This is a genomic window from Rhizobium sp. 01N447_2, assembly GCF_056399245.1.
Map to the genome: position 1 here is coordinate 40,593 of NZ_JBFTQY010000012.1, position 19,069 is coordinate 59,661.

The window sequence follows — 19,069 nt, forward strand, 5'->3', positions numbered from 1 at the left end:
CATCACGTCGCTGATAGCCGTGTCGATCTGCCTGGCTGCTGCATCCGTCGCTCTCGTCCAGATTTTTGCGGACAGCTATAGCAAGCGCGTGCAGAACGAGCTGACCGGACACATAAACCGCCTGGCCGCTGTGATCCGCTTCTCGCCCGAAGGCAGGCTGCAGGTGTCCGAGAACCCTCCGGACAATCGTTTCCTGATACCCTATGGGGGGCTCTACTGGCAGATCGACGATCCTGTGGGGAAGACGGAGGTCCGATCTTCCTCGCTCTTCGACTACGTCCTGCCTCTGCCGCAGGATTCACATCCTGTCGGCATCATGCACCAATATCGTCTCTCCGGACCGGAGGGGAAGGATGTCCTTGTTCAGGAACGCGTGCTGTCATTGGCCGCACCTGAGGGCAGGAGGCCCATTCGCATCGCGGTGGCGGTGAATGCCGACGAGGTCGACAGCGCACGCCTTGGATTTGCTCTGGACATCCTGCCCTATGTCGCTGTTCTTGCCGCGCTCCTCGTCTTGATGTCGATCGGGCAGCTTTGGATCGGATTGAGACCTCTCGACCGCATTGGCCGTGATCTTAAAGCGGTCCGCGACCGGAAGGCCAGCCGACTGGCGGGGGCCTATCCGCGTGAGGTCCAACCGCTCGTCAACCAACTGAACAAACTGCTGGAAAGCCAGGGCGCGGCGATGGAGAAGGCCAGGAGTAGGGCCAGTGACCTCGCTCACGGGCTGAAGACGCCTTTGACCGTTCTCACCAACAACGCGTACTCACTCCGAGAGAAGGGCGAGATCGAGATCGCCGATGAACTCGACCACCTTGCCGAGACCATGCTCTCCCACGTCGAGAACGAGCTCGCCCGAGCCCGTATCACCCCGAGCCCTGATCAGAGAAGTGGTGACGCCGACGTCGAGAAGATCGTCAACGAGACCGTTCGAATGCTCCGACATACTGAGGCGGGCGAACGCCTCGCCTGGGACGTAAACGTTGCCGACCGCTTAAGCGTGCCGGTCGACCCGCACGACTTTCGGGAACTTGTGGGAAACCTGCTCGAGAACGCCTGCAAGTGGGCCAGGACCGGGATATATGTGAGCGCAGTTCGACAGTATGGGCATTCCCGCCTCGTGATTGAGGACGACGGCCCAGGCGTGTCGCCAGAGAAATTGCCCGAACTTCCGCGCCGGGGTGTCCGTCTCGACCGTCTGAAACCCGGCTCTGGTCTGGGTCTTGCAATCGTGTCGGAGATTGCAGCGGTGTACGACCTGACGCTCGTTTTGGAAAACCGCGTGGAAGGTGGCTTCCGTGCGGAAGTCGAGTTCCCTGACGCCAGCGACTCCCGACAAGAGTCGACAGAAAGCGTTGAGGATCTCTGTTGACATCGACCTGGGTGTTCTCTATATGTTCCAATATGGAGCACAATCTGCGAATATCCACCATCGGTTGACACTGAACGCCGCTCCCGCGGCAGGTATCATCGTGTGTTGGATTTTCGAACATGGAAAAGCGTGCCGCTGACCACTCCATCCTCGACGCTGTCTTTCGCGAGGCGTCACTGAAGACCTACTTCCCCTTAGCCACCGTCCGCTGCCCGGATCGACCCGCGTTTAGGAGCCAGATCGCGCGAGACCTTGGTTGTCTCCTGGACGTCGACGAAACGGTCATCGCCTGGTCCTGCCTCTGCTTCGGCGCTCACGTCGATGATCGAGTGCATGTGGTTGATTTCATGGTCGACCACTCCAACGGAACGCGCGAGTTCCTTGACGTGGCAGAGTTCTTCGGTGATCCCGCGGTGACCGAGACGATCGCATGTATGAAGCGACGGCACCGGTTCGTCACCTTAGGAGAAATCTATTCCGGGCATCGCCTCCAGAATGCGAAGGACTTGCTCCGCTACGCTCGGTATCGCACCCCCCTGAACGACCGAGTGAGGATGATGGCCGCCCTGAGCGAAGCAGGTTCCATGACCGTCGGCGAAACGTTCAACCTGTTCCGGGAAGTGCCGCCTTTGACGGCGATCGCATGGATGACCCTTCACCGCTTCATCTCCATGGATCTGGACGGCGCCCCGATCGGCCCCGACACCTTGATCCGTCGCTCAAGCAACGAGGTGGCGCGATGACCCTCGAGCGAACTCCCACGACTATCACCATCGCATCGGCGACCTACGGCGTCGCCTTGAAAGCTGCGATGCGCCTCGGGGGCGCCTTTCTGAAAGAGGCGACCACCCGTCAAACTGTCATCATCTTGAAGTTGCCTCCGCACGCCGACGAAAGGGGCTATGAAAACGCGGCTGGCCTGCTGATCAAATGCGTACCTGATCTCTACGGCTTCCTGGTTCTGAGAGCCGACGTCACGCGCCGGGGCGTCCTGGATGTCAAAAAGCTCGACGACGCTCTTGTGCTACGACGTCCGCTCGTCATTCTTTGGCCACCGGGTCTTAACGTGCCGGCCAATGTTGTCGCAGCGGCCGACAGAATTGTCGACGTACGTTCGGTACGGCCCTCCCATCTCGTTTCCGCTGCCAAGTTCGTTGAAGGAATGACGCTTGATATCAGCGAGGCGACCAGATTCCTGGAATATCCGGTCACCTCCGTGTTCGCGGCGATGCGCGCCGGACGCTCGGCCGAAATCGTCCTGAAGCGACTCCAGGACGCGCATCTCTCGTCCGACATCCCCACAGCAGGTCCCGGCCTCGACGAGCTGGAAGGCTATGGCGAAGCCCGCGATTGGGGCTTGGCGTTGGCGGAGGATATCCGTGCATGGGAGAGTGCCGAAATTCCATGGTCGGATGTCGATCGGGGAATTCTCATCAGCGGGCCTCCAGGATCGGGTAAGACGCTATTCGCCTCGGCGCTCGCACGTACCTGCGGAGTTGAGGTCGTCGCGACGTCCGTGAGCCGGTGGCAGTCGACCGGACACCTTGGCGACATGCTGGGAGCCATGCGGAAGAGTTTTCAGGAGGCTGCCGCAAAGAAGCCATGCATCCTTTTTCTGGACGAACTCGACAGCATTGGTGACAGGGCCACCTTCAAGGGCGACAACGCCCAATACTCTAGCCAGGTGGTGAACGGACTGCTCGAACTGGTCGACGGGTTTGATCGTCTCGAAGGCGTCGTGGTGGTTGGAGCTACGAACTTCCCCGAGAAAATCGACCCTGCACTCGTGAGGGCCGGCCGACTGGATCGGCATATTGCTATTTCCCTGCCGGACGCTGAAACCAGACGATCGCTGTGCCGACGATACATCCGTAATGATATGCCCAAGGGCGAGATCGAGACGATCGTTCATGCCACCGCCGGTCTCAGCGGCGCCGATTTCGAACAGATCGGACGCGATATCCGTCGGCGGGCAAGGAGGGGCGGGGCGGAGATCACGGCCGAGCTCGCTCTGTCGGTCTTGCCTCCTATGTTGAAAATCGAGGGAGAGCGGCGGCGAACGGTGGCCGTGCACGAGGCCGGCCACGCGATCGTCGGCATTCGCGTTGCGGTCGGAAGGTTGGATTCCATCGTGGTCGCCCGCGACGTCCCAAGGACCGGATCCGCCGCCGGTTTTGTGCACTTCGTTGCCGACGGTGACGTCGAGCGAGATCGACAGACCTTCCTGAGCCAGATCGCGATGCTGCTGGGAGGAAGACTGGCGGAAGAGGTCATTCTTGGATCGGCATTCGAAGGATCGGGCGGCGAGGGATCTGATATCCACAAGGCTACGGACCTCGCGACCGTTATGGAGGTTCAGCTCGGGATGGGTGAATCGCTGGGGTATTTCCGGGCAAGCTCCTCTGCCGACCTTGAGGAACTTCGCCGCCGAATTCCTGCCGTGCGCGAGCGGGTCGAACAGGTTCTCTTGAAGCAGTGGAAGCGCGCGCGAACCATCGTCGAGGAACATGTCGGCGTCATTGAATTGGTGGCGTCGCAACTGGCCGCCAAGGGTCGTCTCGACGGGAAGGAAGTGGAGCAGATGATGTCGGCGAAGCTGTGGGAGAGGTCGCCATGACAGGGGCGAAGGAATCTTCCTGGAAGCTCGTCGTCAAAGGCCTGAAGAGCAAGGTGCTGGCAGGCCGCAAGGAGTTGATCGCCCAAGTGCTGAAGGACGTCGGTGGCGACGCCGCGCCGATCCGACAGGCCAGGAGAGTACTGCTGACGATGTCCGTCGACGCCCTCTCCGGTACGCCACGGTTTATCGACGTATACGGAGAGGGTGAAATCTGCCTGATTTCGTTCGATGATCTTTTGGATATCCTGGCCGATCCTCCGCCAACTCTGGCGGAGGTCATGCGTCGTGTCACGCAGTGATCACAGCCGTCGCCGATCCATCTACGTCGCCGACGCCTTTCGATTGAAGGGACGGGACGATGGGAGGAGCATCGATGATGCGCCGTCCAAATGGCTCTTCGATGCAGCCTCGCTCCCGCAGCATGACCGAATAGTCAAATCGCTTCCCGGTCAAAGCCGACCGCACCGCAAGCCCGATTGCCTGACCGATCACGGGAGGAACCGCATTTCCGACCTGCCGAGCGGTCGAATCCTTGCCGCCTACGAAGTCCCAGTAATCCGGGAACCCCTGAAGCCGGGCACGCATCCGAAGCGTAAGTTGAGGCAGGAATCCTGCGCCGCCCTTGTCAGCTTCCTCCTGTGTTGGTGCGGCGTCGGCGACGGTGGCGATGTCGATGCCCTTCCTCGCCCAGCGCGCTGCCTCCTTCTCGCGAGAGCCTCCCTTTCGCCCGACTACTGTCGAGGCCAACGCTCCTCGTAGTTCGATGCCATTGCGAACGACCACATAGTTGCGGCGGGCTTCCGCCCAATCCGTGGCGCCCGTCCAGCCGTTGGCGGCCATCAAGTCTTCGAGGACGTCACCGAGGTTGGACCGCCAATTGGGGAATGTCGGCGGAGCACGGAAGGCGCCCATAGATTTTTGGCGCATTCCAACGAACAGCATTCGGGTACGTTCCTGGGCGACGCCATACTCTTCCGCCTCCATGCGTACGATTTGAACGGCATAGCCAGACTTCTTCAACTGCTTCAGGAAGTTCCCGAGATGGTCTGCATGTCTCGCATTCAGGAGACCAGAGACGTTCTCAAAGACGAAGGCCCGCGGCAGCATCTCGCGMACGGCGCGCGCACATTCGAGTAGCAGATCTCTGGGGTCCTCCTTGCCGAGACCCTTGCCATCTATGGAATATGGCTGACACGGCGGGCCTCCCACGAGAAGGTCCACGCCGGCCGATCTATATTTCGTGAAGTCCACTTGGCGGATGTCGCCCTCGACCACATCCCAGAAGGGTCTATTCAGCCGCAGCGTAGCGGCGGCATGTTTGTCGAACTCGAAAAGGGCGAGGGGATGAAACCCTGCATCCTCCAGACCCAGCGACATTCCACCCGCGCCCGCGCACAATTCGACGACGGTCAGCTTCTGATTGGGAAGACGAGTTAGTGGCGCCGGCTCTTTCATAGCGACGTCATACATGATCGGCGCGACGGTCGACGTGATCGGTTGGATGCACTCTTGGAAATGCGTCGCCCACTGCGCTTCCAGACTGGATCTGTCGAGGGCAAGCCCGTAGTCCCCGCCAAAGCGTCCTTCGGCAAGAGCGCCGATGGCGGCGTAGGCGAGGGATAGATGACGTTCGGTCGCACGCTGCGGAAGCTTTAAGACGTTTGCGAGCGGAAGGTCATACGTGCCATAGGCAGAGATGAAGTTCGGAAGAAGAGCTGCTGCTGACGCTCGGATGTTCGCATGGGCGTCCGAGCGTTGCTCGTCGGTCATACTCTTCGGGCGGTATGCGTGGAGGAGGGCAAGGAGTTCCGTGGCAGCCTTGTCGACTACGCGCACGTTATCGACCGCTCTGCGACGCGCCGCCTTCGACGAGCTCTGGAAGCCGGCCGTGGCATACTGCTCCGCGAACGTCTTTTTCCTACTCCGAAGATTGGCCCGGATGGCGGATACATCCCTCACACCCAATGTTGCGCCACCGGCAATCCGGGAAATGGCCTCGCTCCGCGCTTCGTCGTCCGAGGCGGCCAAAGCTTTCAGGACTGGAAACTGAACGCGTGCTTCGCGCAGCAACTCCTCGGAGCTCTTTAAGGTCTTCGTCAACTTCACATATGTGCCTGCCTCGGCGACATCCATTTCGCAGCCGGCATGAAGAAAGTGTACCACTTCCTTCGGCGACAGATGCTCAAGCAGTCCTTCGACTTCGTGGGCCATCTTGAACAGGCGGTCAGACATCTGCTGTTGAAGGCTCCGGATCGCCTTCTTCGCCTTGCTGAGTGCTTCGCTTCTCAAATCCGTCATCCGCAATGTCTCGCATGTGAAATTCCCACGTGTCATATCGGGACATTCGTTGCCGGACCGGCAAGCGTGTCATTAAAATTGTTTGCAACCTCAAATTATTGGGATTGGCTTAATCTTTATGCGAATGAGATTAAAACGGAAACGATACAGTTGAGATCTTATCGATTTTCGTCAATACCCATGGAGACTTTCGGGCCCCTGCGGCCGACTATGTCGTGAGGCGCACTCTAAGCGAGCGCGTGCTCCTTCTAAAACCGAGGAAAGACCTGATGGCGATAGACCTTTCTGCATTTGAAATCGATCTGCGGGACAAGCTCGACAGGGCGATCGACGCCCGTGATAAGACGATTTCAGCGGATGAGCAGACGTTCCTGACCCTGACTTTGTATCTCATTCGGGTTTTGAACTCGGCGTTCAGCATCATCGATTTGAAGCAAGACCCGGATTATCAATTGGAGTGGGAGGGGCCTTATATCAGCGAACCTCCGAAATACGGTCATGGTCTCGACATCAGTATGCGGGCCTACAATAAAACGCTGGCGATCACGATGTTCTGGGAGGGATCGCCATCACAAACGGTCGCAATCGACCTCCATAGTGACTATCACCATTTCTTCACCAACGTCACGAACGCGGTTGCAGAGGACCAAGACAGCCTCAAAATCCCTCACACGTCGAAAAACGATGAACTTGCCCAGAGCTTCGTGGCTTTGATCACTAACTTCTACTCGTGATCCGTCAGGCGTGTTTAGGCACAAGAAAAGGTTGGTTTCCATTGACGCGTTCTTTGGCCGTCGCCTGATTCTACCGACGTCGATGACCTCATTGCAGATTTCCATCACTCCTAATCCGCTGCCAGTGTCGTGAGAAAACGGCTTCACCGCTCTCACTGTTACTATTTGATTGCCGCAGTTGGTTTGGCAGCTATCCGGGCGTGGCGGACGATCACGTATGGGGATTGTGGAGGACGCCGACGCTGGAGGAGCTAGTAGGCGCCTGGCCTGCGAAGATGCCGGCAGTTCTCTAGTATCAATCCCGCCCGTCAACCGCTCCCTGGCATTTCCCTGTCACTCGGTTGGATCGGAGTCATGGCTAGTGAATCCTGCAAACGATGCCATCGAGCGTCAATGTTCGTCCGGCCGTTGGGAAAGTTCGACTTTCACGACCTCGCGGGCCGAACCCGACTGGAAGAAGGTTCTTGCTCCGTCGTCATCGACCATCATCATCGAGAGGCATCCGCCTGCACCCGCACCGGTATCGAGTGCAATCCTTGTTCGGCGAATCTCAGGCAGACCAGAGACCGTCACGGTGTGACCGTGGACAACCATCGCGCCGAAGTCGAAATCGTTGTCCAGAAAACCCGAGCGGATGGTGCGCAAGTCCTTTGTAGTCTGCTGCTCGAGAGGGACGCCCGGCCGAAGGCCGGCATGGACGAAGACGTTGGCGCCGTCGTTGATCAGAGAAGCGGCCCGTCGCATCGCGTCTATGTGGTCCCGCTTCCGATGGAGAAGTTCCAGCAAGGACTCGTGAGCCTCCTCAATGCGGCCGTATCGCCCCCCTACATCCAATCCGTAGGACGCCGCGGCAGCCAGGCCGCCGTTCCTCATCCAGTGGTCGAAGACTATCTCGCGCTTGTCGGGCCGGTCCAGGAAGAGGAGCATGAATTCCTCGTGGTTACCGAGGATCAGGCGGCTTTCCGGATTCTGGCTGAGCTCGCTTACCACCATGTCCATCGCCTTCATGCTATCCGGACCGCGATCGATGATGTCACCCAGGAAGATGACCCGGTGGCCGCCGCCATTCGGACCGTTTTCTTCGATATGGGAAAGCAGTGCCTCCAATAGGTCGGCGCGGCCATGTACATCGCCTATGGCATAGGTCTTCAAAGGACGTCCTCTCGGTTTTATGGCAAGCAATAGCGCCCAAACGTTTCCGGCGCGCGAATGTCATGCCTCAAATTGAAACTGACTATCTGGCATTTTCGATGACTTTTAATGAAACCAAGGCGCTTTTCGCAACGCGCGATCATTTACAGCTTGGCGAACCGATCGACCGAATGTGAGGGGCACCGAAGCGATGACAGACATGACCTCCAACCATCTCGAACCGGTATCGCTGTCGGTCTTGCAAGTCGTCGAAGAGCCGCTCGCTGTTCTCGTTGCAAAAGCTATGGAGGAGTTCGATGTTTCTTTCGGTCCGAGCAATCTTTGGCGATACGTAGCGACCTACGCCGAAACTGGCGCAAGGCGGGACGTCGTGCTGAGCGGTCCCGGAAGTGACGACGGATGGACATTGACGATCAACAGATACCGTGGAGAAGGTGCGCAGTTCATCTGTGACGACGCTGAGTGGACCCCCGGTAAGAGGATCGGTGAGGGGCAACGTCTTTCCTATGAGCGCGCCGTCAGACTTGCCGTCCAGTGGTTGTCTACGGGCCTAATCGACGAACGCGTTCCCGAAAAGGCTGCCTAGGAAGATAGCGCGATGGTGCCCGCGCCGGCGCTTAATCAATCTTTACCGGCTATTCATTGAGGCAGTTCACGACGAGTTCTGAGAATGTGTCCCAGAGTGCGCAAAGATGTTCCCCGGTGGGTGCAAGGTTCGACGAATGAACATACTTGTTTAGAGTGTCGACGGACACGATAGCGTCCATCGTACGCGCTTTTCTCACGACTTCGACGTAGCGCTTGTCCACCTTGCCACGGGTGTTGAGATCTTCCGCGCACGCCACTAGCTTCTTCACGAGGGCGTCGTTTTCGGCCGCCGTCGCCAGCTTCGTCTGCTTGATGTAGTTGTCGACGGACAGCTCAAGCAGCACTCGGCACAGAACCGCGATGGCATTCGGGTGTTCGTTCAGGTCCAGCTTGAACTGAAGCTCCTCCCAGATGGACCTCTGCCGCTGGAGGCGTCCGGTCCACGCGATGCCGTAGTCGTGATGCAGGATCAGCGTGGTTCGTCTTGGAGGTTTGGATGAGCGTGAGGCTCCCAAGGAGACCACGTTGCCCGGTGCGGAACTTGCCAAAGGAACAGTTGTGGCGCCCACCGTCTTCACCGCCTTCGCCGATTTTAGCGGTCCCGATGTCAAGAGGTCAGCCGCAGTCGGCAGGACGCCTTCCTTGTCGAGTTCGTTGAGGTACTCGGACTTCTTGTCGACATCCCACACATCGTCGAGCGTCTTTCGGCGGTGAGCAAGATCGTCGGCAATACGGGCAAGTGCCTTCAAGGAGGCTTCTTCCGTCCGGATAAACTCGAATCGTCCCTTCGCCGTGGAAATCCCGACACGATTTCTAAATACTTCGCCGGACAGGAGGCGATTCAAATTGCTGCGAGGAATGCGCCCTTTTTTGGGGAGAAGACCCGCGTTTCTTAACCTGGTCTCAATCTCGTCAGCGACGTTGAGCTTTCCGCCTTTACCGGTCCGATTGACGAATGTTGCCTTCTGCCGGTCATCCCAGGTGCTTTGGCCGACACCTCCCTGGCTCCCCGTGTGACGCCGGTAGAGAATTTCGTCGATCTCATCTCGATCGGTCTCGACGCGACACATGATCCGATCCGGGAAGGCACCCATCCACTCAGCCCGAAGTTTGACGAAGAAATCGCGCAACTCCGCATTTGGCGACCGCCTCGGGTCGGCGAGCAGTTTTAGGCAGGTCGTTCGACGATTGCCGTCATAGACGACGAAGTGCGATCCTTCCTGGTAAACAAGGGGAGGCTCGTACAGTACCTTGGAGCTAACGATATCTTCGGCAAGCTTGCGCATCTGGCCGAGATGGTTTGAAAACAGCCACCCGATGGCGGCGGTTTCGTTTTCCAACTCGCCGTGCCGATCGTTCGCTAGGTTAACCAGCATATCGTCAAGTAGTATCGTCCGGTAACTCATAGCCCCTCATCCATAAGTGTCCGAAGTTCAATATGATCGCGGCATGGATGCAATAGCCTTTCCGAATATTCGAAGTTCCAATCCTTGGTTGTTCACTGGATTCTGACGAATGCTTGGTGGGAGCGTGAAATCTCCCACGGCTGAAAAGGATTCGGCGAGCGAAGGGTAAGAATTATACAGAAACGTTGGAAGCCGGCGGCACTTTGATCGGCACCTTGGTTTGAACCACTGGAATGCCGATGTCACCTGACCACGATCGTTCTTCCTAGGCTGATACCGAACCTTCTGTGGTAGCTGTACTGAACGTAATCCAGCGCACTCGGGAACCATCCCCAAGCGGCTCGACAGATCGTGATCGCTGATGTCGCCGACCCGGTTTCATCGGTCACGCGACGCTCGAGGGCAGTGCCGTAACTTCGCACTTTCAAGAATGCATCCCCTGCCGTGAGAGCACTCGACCGAGCTAGCATTGCGGCGTCGGGGTCTGGGTGCTTTCCCCCGCCTCTCCAGACACCCGTGTCAAGCCAGTCCTCATAGAAAACCAGCCACCTTACAACGGCGGGAATGACATGATCTGCGACGAAGACGGCGGGACTGAACGGCTCGTCCGTCGGATCCCACGCACAAAGAGCGGGACTGTGGGCAGGCTGATGGTATCTGTAAACGTGCGGTGTCCGCTCGCCTGTTCCGCGCGGGTCGGGTGCGATCAGAGGATCGAGCACCTTCACCGTCACATAAGGATGTGAAATGGTCACCTCGTCGAGATATCGTTCCGGAAAGTACCTGATCCAGATCCGGTAGGACTGAGCGATCGGGGTCAGGGTTCCTTCCCAGGTCGCAAACCACCCGCCGTCGAACGTCAACCGAAATCCCGGATAGACGGAACGGAGCCGGGCGTCCTGCTCTGCAATCGAATACCACGCCAGTTGTCAGTCTCCCCAGGGAGAGGTTCTCGGGGTAGGACGGGCATAGGTCGGAGTCGCAATTGAAGTCACGGCGGCCACAGTTCCCGTCGAAGGGACATGTGCGGCAACGCCGTTTCGATCCGCGGACACCTGATTGTCCATAAACTTCCGGACCGAATCTGCTGCCGGCCGTTCGCCGAAAAGTTTCTCCAGCGTCTTGCGCATTTCCGGCACGGACAGGCCGCTACGCAGCCGCTGAATGTCGACCGCGAAGGCGCGCAGCTCGTCGATGAAGATGCGTTGACAATTAAGATCCTCTGGCCAGCGGTCTGTCAGAATGTCGTAAGGAACACATGCTGGATTGACTGCCTTGTAGGTCGTTCCCTTACGTTCGGCCGCTTCGAGTGCCGAAATAAGGGAGACTACCTGATGGAGCAGTTCCTCGGATAGGCTCGACGTCCTGTTCGCGTTCACGGCGACGGAGTGGGCCAGAACGACGGACGGGGGCAGCCGCAGCGCGCCATGTCGTGCGTCGTACGCGAGGTTTCTCCAACGCTTCACGAGCTGAAGCGCGATCATAGCCCGAGATTTGCGATAAGCTGGATCCTGGTTGGGGACCGGGTCGGCCTCAGACTCTGCCTTGGTAACGCGAAGCCGGTCGTAGTCCAAAGTCTGCCGTTCGAAGAACTGGCCGAACGCGGCTTCCGGTGGCGTCTGCCTTAGAAACCATCTCGCGAAGCCCCACGGGTTTGCGACAAGCCGTGCCTTGTCGAAGCCGCTCCCCGTCTTCTTGGAGTGGAAGATGAAGCTCGTCCGCTCTTCGAGCGACGGGATGAGAACGGCAGGCGTTACGTCAAGATGCATGCCGTCGTAATTCACCGTGACGCAACGGCTCTTCCGCTCCGTCTTGTCGTAGTAGCGGGAACCGGGTTCGCCCCGGATGGCGGTGTGGAGCGTAGACAGGACGTGCTCAGGGTCGGTTTCCGGATGCAAGCTCACCTGAACCATGGCGTCGATATCGAAGTCGGCGTCTTCAGCATGCCGCGCCGTGGTCGCGCCGATGGAGAACCCGCCTTGCGCATAGAAGGATTCGATGAGGCCTGAGAACGGACTGTCGTCCCGTTCCAACCATTGATGGATCGCGTTGTAGTGGCCCACGGCAAGACGATGGTCTGTCGGTGTAAGCTGAATGCGGACTGCGATGTCTGCGAGCAGGACGTCGAGCGGACTGAAGGCGGCGATCTCGCGAAGGACGGGATCCGTATAGTTCATCGGATGGCTCCTATGCTTGATGAACGATGTCGAGGGTCTGACGGAAGCCGCCTAGCGCCCGGTTATGGTCGTAGATGCGCATCGGGAGGTGGGCCTTCGGCATCCATACCCGGCCGACCTCTATCGCTGCGGAGACTGGGATCGCAGGGAAGAGGTGTATGATGTCGGCGTTTCCGTGGCGGTCCTTGATGGCTTCGAAAACGGCCCTGAGGTCCTTTCGCCACAAAACAAGATCGCTCCGGGTGCGGAGAACGTCGTTGTTGGCGTCTTTTGCGGACAGAGACCATATTGATACGTCTTCGCCGAGGGCGGCCGTGATGCGGTGGTCGTCGATCGGTCCGCTGACGCCCAGCTTCAGAGCGATCACTGATCGGTTGGAAGCGGGCGATTCTCGAACGAGCTCCATGTTCCCAGGTTCAGGCTGCCATTCCCAGGTAGTCGGCTCGCGGACCCGCTGCCGGACGTTTGCTTCCGAAATATCGGATATCAGCCGGCCGAGCTCGATCAACAGCGGCATCGGAGCGAGGCCGAACACGGTCAGCCGGTTGATCTCGTTTCGCTCAAGCCGTCCCTTGACCCGCTCCTGATACTTCTCGCGAAGGAGGCGCTGGTGGAGCGGCCAATAGGCCGGGTCGCTGTCAGGGATGCCAAGATCGGGGACATCCAAGTCTATCATGCCGTTTCGGATGGGATAGAACTCCGGCAGTAGCGCCTCTTTAACTGCGTCAGTGTTCACCGGTGACTCGTTCTTGCCGATGCCGGCTGCGAAGCGAATGACATGGGACCCACGATCGCGCGCGATCGACGTGACGCCTTCAATGCGGTCCTCGTGCTCGGCCTTCATCTCCCGAAGAATATCGTCGGGGTACTCTCGCCACGTCGAACTGCCATCGATCAGCCTGTGATGGGTGTCGCATAGTAGCATCAGGTTTGTGGGATCGATGGAGAGCTGAGGCGAGAGAACGTCGTCGCCACGCGGGCCCTTTGGGGCGTCAGAGACGATGTGTGCGATGTAAGCCCTGTTGAGATCGTCTTTCCCCGTCAACAGATCGCCGATCAGGTTGCAGTTGCAGCCGCGGAACTCACACCGGCCGGCCGCACGCGCCCAGACGATCGCTTTGACATTCTGCGGAAGGGAAGGGCGACGCCTAGTGCTCTTGTCTGCTAGGAGCTGCTCGTCCACGGCCTCGGATGCTCCTGACATGGAACACCTCTTAAATCTTCGACCTGAGGGAATCTACCAATGAATATGGAAGATCTCCAATAGTACAGTGTTGCATGCGAACCCAGTATGAAATCTCTTTTGAATGCATGCCGTCTTCTTTCGAAGTTTATCGGTCGACCGGTTACCTAAAAAGCAATCGTTACTTTCCCGTTCCGTGCCGTCCTATTGTGTTTATGCTTCCTTTTTTCTGCTTGTCGTTTCCTTGTGATCTCTCAAGCCGCCAACTCTTCAGACCTTGGGAATTTTGGAAGGCCGCAAGGGTGTTGCGGCCTTCCTGTTACTGCGTCATTTTAGTGGCTGCTCGTCAAAATCACTGGCTGCCTACAAGTAGGTAAGCCTACTCAGCTGCACCCGCTCGTCGCACCACAGGTGTCGCACTTCTCGCAAGTGCCATTCCGCACCATCGTGAAGTTCTGGCACTCCGAGCACATGTTGCCGGTATAGCCCTGCATGATCGAGCGTTGGCGGCGTTCGGCTTCGCGCTTCTTGGCTTCGGATTTCGCCGTTGCCGCGTCGGCTGCCGCCTTGTCGGAGAACAACGCCGTTGCGTCGCTGGTGAGTTCCTCGGTCACCTCTTCGGCGATCTCTTCCGCCAATTCCTTGGCGCGCTCCTCGTAATCGCGCTTGAAGGCGACGATTTCGGAGGTGGCGATGGCGACCGTCGGCTCCAGCTTGCGGGCAGCGGCGCCTGCAAAGGCAGTCACGGTGCCGGTGGAGGCGGCGCGGGCAGGGGCGGCGGTCGCCGCACCCTTGGGTTCGCCTGCCTGGCGTTCGCCGCCGGTGCCGGACACCAGCGTCGGCTTGTAGCCGCGGGTCCAGCCGGTGGAGAGCAGGTTGGTCTTGCCTTCCTGGATACCCTTGCCGAGCGCCGTGTTTGAGAAATCCGACGTATCGACATGCGCGAGGTCATGCCGGCCGAGATAGGAGACGGCAAGTTCGCGGAAGACATAATCGAGGATCGAGGTGGCGTTCTTGATCGCGTCATTGCCGATGACCATGCCGGCCGGCTCGAACTTGGTGAAGGTGAAGGCCTCGACATATTCCTCGAGCGGCACGCCATATTGCAGGCCGAGCGAGATGGCGATGGCGAAATTGTTCATCATCGCACGGAAGGCAGCGCCTTCTTTGTGCATGTCGATGAAGATCTCGCCGATGCGGCCGTCGCCGAATTCGCCGGTGCGGAGATAGACCTTGTGTCCGCCGACGGCGGCCTTCTGGGTATAGCCCTGGCGGCGGTTCGGCAGCTTCTCGCGTTCGCGCGAAACTCGTTCGATCACCCGCTCGATGATCTTCTCGGTGACGGTAACGGCCTGGGCGGCCAGCGGCGCCTGCAGCAGTTCCTCCAGCGCATCCTCGTCGTCTTCGTCCTCGATCAGCGAGGAGTTGAGCGGCTGCGACAGTTTCGAGCCGTCGCGATAGAGCGCGTTGGCCTTGAGGCCAAGCTTCCAGGAGAGCATGTAGGCGTTCTTGCAATCCTCGACGGTCGCCTCGTTCGGCATGTTGATCGTCTTGGAAATTGCGCCGGAGATGAACGGCTGGGCAGCCGCCATCATGCGGATATGGCTTTCGACCGAGAGGTAGCGCTTGCCGACCTTGCCGCACGGATTGGCGCAATCGAAGACCGGCAGGTGCTCATTCTTGAGGAAGGGCGCGCCTTCCAGTGTCATCGCACCGCAGACATGGATGTTGGCGGCTTCGATGTCCTTCTTCGAGAAGCCGATATGGTCGAGCAGGCTGAAGCTCATGTCGGCGAGCTGTTCGTCGGAAACCTTCAGCGTCTCCTTCAGGAAGTCGGCGCCGAGCGTCCACTGGTTGAAGACGAACTTGATGTCGAAGGCGCTCTTCAGCGCGGCGTTGACGGCTTCGACCTTCTCGTCGGTGAAGCCCTTGGTCTTCAGCGTCGACGGATTGACGGCCGGTGCCTGGTTCAGGTTGCCGTGGCCGACGGCATAGGCCTCGATCTCGGCGATCTGGCTTTCCGAATAGCCGAGCGTGCGCAGCGCGTCGGGCACGGCGCGGTTGATGATCTTGAAGTAGCCGCCGCCGGCGAGCTTCTTGAACTTGACGAGGGCAAAGTCGGGCTCGATGCCGGTGGTGTCGCAATCCATGACGAGACCGATCGTGCCCGTGGGCGCGATGACCGAGACCTGGGCATTGCGGTAGCCATGCTGTTCACCGAGCTCGAGCGCCTTGTCCCAGGCCGATTTGGCGTGGGCGACGAGATCCTGGTCCGGGTTTTCCGAATGGATCAGCGCGACCGGGTTGATCGACAGGGCCTCATAGCCGGAGCTCTCGCCATGCGCGGCACGGCGATGGTTGCGAATGACCTTGAGCATGCTCTCGCGATTCGGTGCGAAGTTCGGGAAGGGCCCAAGTTCGGCAGCCATTTCGGCCGAGGTCGCATAGCAGATGCCGGTCATGATCGCGGTCAGCGACCCTGCGATGGCGCGGGCCTCAGTGGAGTCATAGGGAATGCCTGACGACATCAGCAGGCCGCCGATATTGGCGTAGCCAAGGCCGAGCGTGCGGTATTCGTAGGAGAGTTCGGCAATGCGCTTCGACGGGAACTGCGCCATCATCACCGAGACTTCGAGCACGACTGTCCACAGGCGAACCGCATGTTCGTAATCGGCGATGTTGATGCGCTTGGTGGCCTTGTCCTTGAACTGCAGCAGGTTCAGCGAGGCAAGGTTGCAGGCCGTGTCGTCGAGGAACATGTATTCCGAGCACGGGTTCGAGCCGCGGATCGGGCCGCCGGCCGGCGAGGTGTGCCAGTCGTTCATCGTCGTGTTGAAGTGGATGCCCGGATCGGCCGAAGCCCAGGCAGCGTAGGAGATGGTTTCCCAGAGATCGCGGGCCTTCAGCGTCTTCATCACCCGGCCGTCCTTGCGTGCGGTCAGGTTCCATTCGCCATCATTCTCGACGGCGCGCAGGAAGTCGTCCTTGATCGATACGGAATTGTTGGAGTTCTGGCCCGATACCGTGAGGTAGGCTTCCGAATCCMAATCCGTGTCGTAGGTCTTGAATTGGAGATCCTTGTAGCCCTGGCGGGCGAACTGGATGACGCGCTGGACGTAGTTCTCGGGAACCTGATCCTTCTTGGCGGCGCGGATTTCGCGCTTCAGGGCAGGGTTCTTGTTGGGGTCGTAGCAATCGCCGTTATCGCCGCCTTCGCAATTGAAGCAGGCCTTCATGATCGCCTTCAGATGCTTGGCGACGACCTTCGAGCCGGTCACGAGAGCCGCAACCTTCTGCTCTTCCTTGACCTTCCAGTTGATGTATTCCTCGATATCCGGATGGTCGATGTCGACGACCACCATCTTGGCGGCGCGGCGCGTCGTGCCGCCCGATTTGATGGCGCCGGCGGCACGGTCGCCGATCTTCAGGAAGCTCATCAGGCCGGAGGAACGACCGCCGCCGGAAAGCTTTTCGCCTTCGCCGCGCAGCATCGAGAAGTTGGAGCCGGTGCCGGAGCCGTATTTGAACAGGCGCGCTTCACGCACCCAGAGGTCCATGATGCCGCCTTCGTTGACGAGATCGTCCTCGACGGACTGGATGAAGCAGGCATGCGGCTGCGGGTGTTCGTAGGCCGACTTGGACTTGGTCAGCTTGCCGGTGAAGGGGTCGACATAGAAATGGCCCTGGCCGGGGCCGTCGATGCCGTAGGCCCAGTGCAGGCCGGTGTTGAACCACTGCGGCGAGTTCGGGGCGACGCGCTGGGTGGCGAGCATATAGGCAAGCTCGTCCTTGAAGGCCGAGGCATCTTCCTCGGAGGAGAAATAGCCGCCCTTCCAGCCCCAATAGGTCCAGGTGCCGGCAAGACGGTCGAAGACCTGGCGCGCATCGATTTCGGAGCCGGTCTGCTCGTCCTTGGACAGGGTCTTCAGCGCAGCATCGTCGGGAACGGAGCGCCACAGGAAGGAAGGAACGTCGTTTTCCTCGACCTTCTTCAGTCGGGTGGGAACACCGGCCTTGCGGAAATACTTCTGCGCCAKAACGTCGGTCGCGACCTGGGAGAACTGCGCGGGAACGTCGATATTCTCGAGGCGGAACACGATCGAACCGTCAGGGTTCTTGATCTCGCTCGTCGCCTTGCGGAATTCGATATCCGCATAGGCGCCTTGGCCGGCCTTCGTGAAACGACGTTCGATGCGCATGGTCTTGACCTCGTGTTGGCGCCCGGTCCCCGCGACCGGGGCGCAAAATTTCTATCCGGCGGCACTTTTTTGGTCGTGCAGCCAGTCTCGTTTCCGTATCGTGACAGGGGTGTCATCCGGAGATGATCTTCCTGTATCTTGTGGTGATGGTGGCTGCAAACACTAAATATAGTATTAACAGCTTATTATCGCCAGCCCCGATGTCACTTTTTTTGGAGGCTGAAAACCGCGCAAAAACCTGTCAGGCCTGAACCGTTCCCGGTCCATCGCCCTGATTCTGCGTCCTAATTTTCAAAAGGGAACCGGGCTCGTTACCTCCGGTCCTGTCGCCGCCGCAACATCAGTAACAGTAAAGTTTGAAACAGCTGATTCCGTCAAGGGCTGGCTTTTAATTGATTGCTAACCACAACATGTTGTGGATGCGCCTGTGGAGATTGGGGAAAGCCGGGGAGCGCTGAAATTACAATGGCTTGCAGGTGTTGCCGGCTAAGGAAAAGGTCGAAACGGCAAAAAAGCGTCCTGCGGCAAATCTTGTGATGGCATTTCCGGCGCAAATGCGCATGCCGATTCGCCGGTGAAATCAGCGCTCCTAAAGCGCGTCGTTATCGCAAAACCGTACACTTTTGCGCGACATGCTCTTAGAGCGCATCGATGGCGATGGTGACGATGGCGACGCCAATCGGCCTGTTCTCTTCGTCCATGACGACGAAGCTGGCCTGYGTTTCGAGATTCTGGGTGGATTCGTTGCGTTCGGCCCGGTCGATGAAGATCTCCCGGGAACTGTTGGCGAAGGTTCTAAGATATTTCTCCTCATCGCCCTGCCAATAGTCGGCGGTGATGGTGCTCTGCCCGACATTCAGCCCATGCGAGTCGGTGACGAAAAATTCGACGATCACCCCTTGCGAGGTGTCTTGCCTGGCTTTCAGGTAGTGCGACACGGATTTGTCGAGCAGCAGCTTGACCATATGCAACTGGTGTTGATCGACCTCCGACCGGTAGGTCTCGTCGAGCACCCGCATATCCATTTCGCTAACATTGTCGAATTGCGCGTTTTGCTCGGCAATGGCGTTCAGCACCAAGGGCGTTTCCACCATCGGCCGGATCTGCTTGTCGACATAGTCGCGCACGAGGGGAATATAGGCAGGCTCGGCGCGGACAGGCGCCAGCGGAAACAGAAAGGTCGCCAGCCCGAAGGTCACAACCGTTCTTATATGCCACCACCGCGCCATCTTGTTTCCTTATGTCGCATCGTTCGTTGCACGCTTTAAGCGCAACCTGACATGATTCGCACGTCGCCAAGTCTATTAGGTCAAGGTAAAATAGATGTGCAGACCCTGATAGCG

The 19,069-nt window shown here is 58.8% G+C and carries 14 protein-coding genes; 6 read left to right on the forward strand and 8 right to left on the reverse strand.

Annotation, left to right across the window (positions count from 1 at the left end; translation table 11 throughout):
* The first annotated feature begins 19 nt into the window (after positions 1-19).
* The 4 genes from AC1ECN_RS09905 to AC1ECN_RS09920 all read left to right on the forward strand — a co-directional run bounded on the left by AC1ECN_RS09905 (position 20) and on the right by AC1ECN_RS09920 (position 4,288).
* Positions 20-1,372 (forward strand): sensor histidine kinase, encoded by a 1,353-nt coding sequence (locus tag AC1ECN_RS09905; RefSeq protein WP_477952878.1) that lies wholly within the window; start codon positions 20-22, stop codon positions 1,370-1,372.
* Positions 1,373-1,491: 119 nt separating this feature from the next.
* Positions 1,492-2,115 (forward strand): hypothetical protein, encoded by a 624-nt coding sequence (locus AC1ECN_RS09910; RefSeq protein WP_130764637.1) that lies wholly within the window; start codon positions 1,492-1,494, stop codon positions 2,113-2,115.
* Between the two features lie 419 nt (positions 2,116-2,534).
* The gene (locus AC1ECN_RS09915) at positions 2,535-3,989 is read left to right on the forward strand and encodes an AAA family ATPase (RefSeq protein ID WP_245489794.1); all 1,455 of its coding nucleotides are present in this window, start codon (positions 2,535-2,537) and stop codon (positions 3,987-3,989) included.
* On the forward strand, positions 3,986-4,288 hold the full coding sequence (locus AC1ECN_RS09920; RefSeq protein ID WP_130672429.1) for a hypothetical protein: 303 nt from the start codon (positions 3,986-3,988) through the stop codon (positions 4,286-4,288). Before AC1ECN_RS09915 ends, AC1ECN_RS09920 begins: the two co-directional genes overlap by 4 nt.
* Here AC1ECN_RS09920 and AC1ECN_RS09925 read toward each other — a convergent pair.
* A complete protein-coding gene (locus AC1ECN_RS09925) occupies positions 4,278-6,287 on the reverse strand; it encodes a DNA cytosine methyltransferase (protein ID WP_130764638.1) in 2,010 nt (669 codons plus the stop codon). The two genes, AC1ECN_RS09920 and AC1ECN_RS09925, sit on opposite strands and share 11 nt — an antisense overlap.
* A gap of 269 nt (positions 6,288-6,556) precedes the next feature.
* On the opposite strand from AC1ECN_RS09925, the gene AC1ECN_RS09930 reads away from it, so the two are divergent.
* The gene (locus AC1ECN_RS09930) at positions 6,557-7,021 is read left to right on the forward strand and encodes a hypothetical protein (RefSeq protein WP_130672431.1); all 465 of its coding nucleotides are present in this window, start codon (positions 6,557-6,559) and stop codon (positions 7,019-7,021) included.
* Between the two features lie 390 nt (positions 7,022-7,411).
* Here the strand turns inward: AC1ECN_RS09930 and AC1ECN_RS09935 are convergent, their stop codons facing one another.
* Positions 7,412-8,173: a metallophosphoesterase gene (locus AC1ECN_RS09935; protein ID WP_477952879.1), complete on the reverse strand. Its 762-nt coding sequence runs from the start codon at positions 8,171-8,173 to the stop codon at positions 7,412-7,414.
* A 190-nt stretch (positions 8,174-8,363) separates the two neighbouring features.
* Here AC1ECN_RS09935 and AC1ECN_RS09940 point away from each other — a divergent pair, with 190 nt between their 5' ends.
* Positions 8,364-8,759 (forward strand): hypothetical protein, encoded by a 396-nt coding sequence (locus AC1ECN_RS09940; protein ID WP_130672433.1) that lies wholly within the window; start codon positions 8,364-8,366, stop codon positions 8,757-8,759.
* Positions 8,760-8,808: 49 nt separating this feature from the next.
* Here the strand turns inward: AC1ECN_RS09940 and AC1ECN_RS09945 are convergent, their stop codons facing one another.
* The 6 genes from AC1ECN_RS09945 to AC1ECN_RS09970 all read right to left on the reverse strand — a co-directional run bounded on the left by AC1ECN_RS09945 (position 8,809) and on the right by AC1ECN_RS09970 (position 18,955).
* A complete protein-coding gene (locus AC1ECN_RS09945) occupies positions 8,809-10,167 on the reverse strand; it encodes a hypothetical protein (RefSeq protein WP_246705677.1) in 1,359 nt (452 codons plus the stop codon).
* Between the two features lie 242 nt (positions 10,168-10,409).
* Positions 10,410-11,093, reverse strand: a complete 684-nt coding sequence (locus tag AC1ECN_RS09950; protein ID WP_477952906.1) for a type II CBASS E2 protein — start codon at positions 11,091-11,093, stop codon at positions 10,410-10,412.
* A 3-nt stretch (positions 11,094-11,096) separates the two neighbouring features.
* Positions 11,097-12,344 (reverse strand): nucleotidyltransferase domain-containing protein, encoded by a 1,248-nt coding sequence (locus tag AC1ECN_RS09955; RefSeq protein ID WP_130672435.1) that lies wholly within the window; start codon positions 12,342-12,344, stop codon positions 11,097-11,099.
* 10 nt (positions 12,345-12,354) lie between these two features.
* Positions 12,355-13,548 (reverse strand): SAVED domain-containing protein, encoded by a 1,194-nt coding sequence (locus AC1ECN_RS09960; protein ID WP_130672436.1) that lies wholly within the window; start codon positions 13,546-13,548, stop codon positions 12,355-12,357.
* A 362-nt stretch (positions 13,549-13,910) separates the two neighbouring features.
* Positions 13,911-17,726: a vitamin B12-dependent ribonucleotide reductase gene (locus AC1ECN_RS09965; protein ID WP_477952880.1), complete on the reverse strand. Its 3,816-nt coding sequence runs from the start codon at positions 17,724-17,726 to the stop codon at positions 13,911-13,913.
* 638 nt (positions 17,727-18,364) lie between these two features.
* Positions 18,365-18,955 carry a hypothetical protein gene (locus AC1ECN_RS09970; protein WP_130655239.1) on the reverse strand — a complete coding sequence of 197 codons (591 nt, stop codon included), beginning with the start codon at positions 18,953-18,955 and terminating at the stop codon, positions 18,365-18,367.
* Positions 18,956-19,069: the final 114 nt, after the last annotated feature.